Source organism: Sutterella parvirubra YIT 11816 (assembly GCF_000250875.1).
Taxonomy (GTDB): domain Bacteria; phylum Pseudomonadota; class Gammaproteobacteria; order Burkholderiales; family Burkholderiaceae_F; genus Sutterella; species Sutterella parvirubra.
The window spans coordinates 48,193-52,053 of sequence record NZ_JH604946.1 but is presented as its reverse complement, the minus strand read 5'-3'; the positions used below and the strand labels follow the sequence as shown (position 1 = coordinate 52,053).

Sequence of the window (3,861 nt, the reverse complement as noted above, 5' to 3'; positions counted from 1 at the left end):
GCGCCCGTCGGCGGCGCCCGCCGCCATCATCGTGTTCCCGGTGTAGAGTTCCGCCCCGGCGGTCATCACGAGCGAGAGCCCGAGCGAAAAGACCGCCCCGGCCATGAATTTCTGAACGGAATAGGAGAGCGTGGCATCGCCTTGGAAGAGCGCGCAGAAGATCGCGCCCAGGCCGATGTAGACCCCCGCGAGGAAGGTGAGCGGGAGCTGCCGCGCGAAGGGAAGGTTCGCCTTGACGCGGGCGACCGAGAGCACCTTATCGGTGATCTCGGCGGGGGTGAGCGCGTCGACGCTCACCGTACGGTTGTCGTCAGCCATGTGGGCCTCCGTAATGTTGAGTTAGGAAAGAGGCCTCACGGTTGGGGCCGACGACCCCGAAGCCGCTTTCCTAAGGCGGAGGCTTTCCGCGATGGAGAAGAACCCCTTGGGTGTTCTTCTCCCACCGCGAATGCGTGGATTCTACGGAAAATTTGAACGGACGAAACGTTCACGCTTCGTCCGTTCGTCTTTGCCGGAAGAGGTTTTGCGGTGTTTCGCCGAAACGCCCGCCCCCGAGCCTTTCCCGTGTCTCTCCCGTGTCTCTTCCGGGCGCTCCGGTCAGCGCCCGGGAAGCGCGAGGCGCTTCTCCAGCGCCGCCCCGGCGGCGGCCACCACGGTCGAGATCATCAGATAGATGAAGGCCGCCTCCATGTAGAGCCAGAAGGGCTCGAACGTGCGCGCCGCCGCCAACTGCGCCGCCATGAACATCTCCACGACCGTGACGGCGGACGCCAAGCTCGTGTCCTTGATGAGGCCCAGAAGCGTGTTGACGAGCGCGGGGAAGGCGGTGCGCATCGCCTGCGGAAGGACGATCAAGCGCATGACGCCCGCTTCCGTCAACCCGAGCGAACGCCCCGCGGCCCACTGCCCCTTCGGGACGGCGCCGATGGCGCCGCGGAGGATTTCCGACGCGTAGGCGCCGACGTTCGCCGTGAAGACGAGGATCGCCGAAGGAATCGGATCCACCGTGAGCCCCATCCCCGGGAGCCCGAAGAAGACGATGAAGAGCTGCACGAGCATGGGCGTCCCGCGCACGAACCAGATGAAGAACCCGGCCAGGGTGGTCGCGACGGGAACTTCCTTGATGCGCACGAGGGCCAACACCACCGCCAGCGCCAGCCCCAGCGCGAAGCTCACGGCCGCCAAGGGGATCGTGAGTTCGATCACCGGAATGAGGAGCTCGGTGAAGGCCTCCCCCATCAGCGTCGCGACGTCCGCGGCGCGTTCGCTCACGAGGCCGGCGTGGGTGAGGTTCTGGAGATAGCTGATCAGATCCATGATGTCTTCTTCGTGTTCTGCGTCTGTTCGGGGGCTCAGAGTTTCCGTGGCTTATTCCTTGGGCTGGAGGAACTGTTCGGCGAACTTGGTGATCGTGCCGTCCGCCTTCATCGAATCGATGGCCTTCCCGAACGCTTCGGCGAGCGCCGCGTCGTCCTTGCGGAAGAGACCGGCGACGCGTTCCGCGTCGACGCTCTTTGCGGCGACGACCAGCTTCGCGCGGGGCTGCGCCTTCTTGTAGGCTTCGAACGCGCTCTCGGCGTTCACCGCCGCTTCGGCGCGGCCGGTGGCCACGAGCGAAAACGCCTGCGCGCCCTCCTTGACGGGGAGAATCTGGGCGCCCGCGTTCGCGGCCGCCACGACCCAGTTCGCAGACGGCACGCCCGCCACCTTGCGGCCCTTCAGGTTCTCGAAGGACGAGGGCGGGTTCGCCGTCCCTTCCTTCACCACGACGACGCCGCGCTCTTCAAGGTAGGGGGAGGAGAGCGCGTACTTCGCCTTGCGGGTGTCGTTCACCACGACCTGGTTGAAGACCGCGTCGACGCGCTTGGCGTCCAACGCCGCGATCAGCGCATCCCACGGGGCCGCCACGAATTCGAGCTTCACGCCGGCGCGCTTCGCGGCTTCGCGGGCGACTTCGACGTCGAAGCCCGTCAATTTACCTGCCGCGGTGCGGAAGGAAAAGGGGGCGTAGAGGCCCTCGGTGCCGATTTTGACGGTGCGTTCGGCCGCCTGGGCGTTGACGGGAAGACCGGCCGCAAGCACCGCCGCGCCCGCGAGCGCGGCGAAGCCCATGGCGACCACGCTGCGGCGGGAGAAGACGTTGAGGAGGTTGAGGGCGGCGGGGGTGGTGTTCGTGTTCGAGTTCATGTTCGAAATCTCCGAAAGCAAGGTGTTGTCGTCGTTTGAGAAACGGGAGAAAAGTCAAAGACAAAGCAGGAAGCGTCTTCGGCCCGACCGCGTCGACCACCCTCTTCCGGCGGCGTCGCCGTCCCTTCTGCCAAGGGACGGGCACCAACGAAAAAAGCGCCGACTCGATCGTGCGAGTCGACGCCCTGTCGGAAGGATTCACCTCTCCGGTCCGCCGATGTGTTGAGACTCCCTCAAGGGAGCCGCTTCATCACATCAGCCCGGGAGCGGGTCCTTCGATAGAGGACGCGCGCACGCACGCGGGCCGAACCTGACAACAGGATTCGGTCGCACGGGCGGCGTTGAAGCGCGTGAAGCTCATTTGGCATCCTCTATGAAATGGAAAAATTCGGTTGAATGAATTTACCGGACTTCGGGGAAACCCTGTCCTTCGAACCTGAAAAAAGAGGTACCCGCCTGCAAGCAAATGTTGCAGGCCGAGCACCTCTTCTTCGAAGGCACCGGGGCGACCGCGGTACCGGACGTTCTTTCAGGAATTCCTCCCGAAGAACCTTATTCCACCACCTCGCGGCCGATCAGGTCGTGCTCTTCGTTCGCGGTGATGCGCACGCGCACGATGTCGCCGGGGGTGAGATGGCGGTCCGTCGTCACGTAGCAGACGCCGTCGATGTCGGGGGCGTCCGCCTTGGTGCGGCCGACGGCGACGCCGTCCTCGTCTTCGGGTTCGTCGATGATGACCTCCAACGTCTTCCCGATCTTCTCAGCAAGCTTCTCACGCGAAATCTCCGCCTGCACCTCCATGAAGCGGTGGCGGCGCTCTTCGCGGACCTCGTCGGGGAGCGCCCCGGGGAGTGCGTTCGCCTGGGCGCCTTCGACGGGCGAGTACGCAAAGCACCCCACGCGGTCCAAGCGCGCCTCACGGAGGAAGTCGAGCAGGTACTCGAACTCCTCTTCCGTTTCACCCGGGAACCCGGCGATGAAGGTCGAGCGGATCGTGATGTCGGGGCAGACCGCGCGCCAGGCGGCGATGCGCTCCAGGTTCTTTTCCGCGGAGGCCGGACGCTTCATCGCCTTCAGGACGCGCGGATGCGCGTGCTGGAAGGGAACGTCGAGGTACGGAAGGATGAGGCCTTCGGCCATCAAGGGCACGATGTCGTCCACCGACGGGTACGGGTAGACGTAGTGAAGGCGCGTCCAGAGGTTGAGGCGCCCCAACTCCTTGCAGAGCTCCAGCAAACGCGTCCTCGTCGGGCGCCCGCCCGCGAAGTCGAGCTTGTACTTCGTGTCGACGCCGTAGGCCGCGGTGTCCTGGCTGATGACGAGGAGTTCCTTCACGCCCGCTTCCTTGAGATTTTCCGCCTCGCGGACGATCTCGCCGATCGGACGGCTCACAAGCGTCCCGCGCAGGTTCGGGATCACGCAGAAGCTGCAGTGATGGTTGCACCCTTCGCTGATCTTGAGATACGCGTAGTGCTTGGGCGTGAGCCTCACGCCCGCCGCCGGGACGAGGTCGTCCCACGGATCGTGCGGGCGCGGCAGGTGCGCCTCCACCATCGCGATCACTTCGTCGACGCTGTCCGGGCCCGTGACGCCCAGCACCTTCGGGAGGCGCTTCGCGATGAAGTTGCCGCCGTCGGCGTCGGTGCGCCGCGCGCGACGCTCACGCCGTACGAC

General features: G+C 65.3%; 4 protein-coding genes. All 4 read right to left on the bottom strand.

Going from position 1 to position 3,861, the window contains the following annotated elements:
- A partial coding sequence (locus HMPREF9440_RS04820) for a formate/nitrite transporter family protein (RefSeq protein WP_040763642.1) occupies positions 1–318 on the bottom strand: 318 nt, incomplete at its 3' end.
- Between the two features lie 279 nt (positions 319–597).
- On the bottom strand, positions 598–1,317 hold the full coding sequence (locus HMPREF9440_RS04815; protein ID WP_008542018.1) for an amino acid ABC transporter permease: 720 nt from the start codon (positions 1,315–1,317) through the stop codon (positions 598–600).
- Between the two features lie 51 nt (positions 1,318–1,368).
- Positions 1,369–2,187, bottom strand: coding sequence for a transporter substrate-binding domain-containing protein (locus tag HMPREF9440_RS04810; RefSeq protein WP_008542016.1), 819 nt, complete (start codon positions 2,185–2,187; stop codon positions 1,369–1,371).
- A gap of 552 nt (positions 2,188–2,739) precedes the next feature.
- Positions 2,740–3,861 (bottom strand): 30S ribosomal protein S12 methylthiotransferase RimO (rimO, locus tag HMPREF9440_RS04805; protein ID WP_008542014.1); only part of this gene is annotated, 1,122 nt, incomplete at its 5' end.

Excerpts from the sequence above, each read along its gene's own strand:
- HMPREF9440_RS04815 (WP_008542018.1), bottom strand. The coding sequence starts at position 1,317 with ATGGATCTGATCAGCTATCTCCAGAACCTCACCCACGCCGGCCTCGTG.
- HMPREF9440_RS04810 (WP_008542016.1), bottom strand. The coding sequence starts at position 2,187 with ATGAACTCGAACACGAACACCACCCCCGCCGCCCTCAACCTCCTCAAC.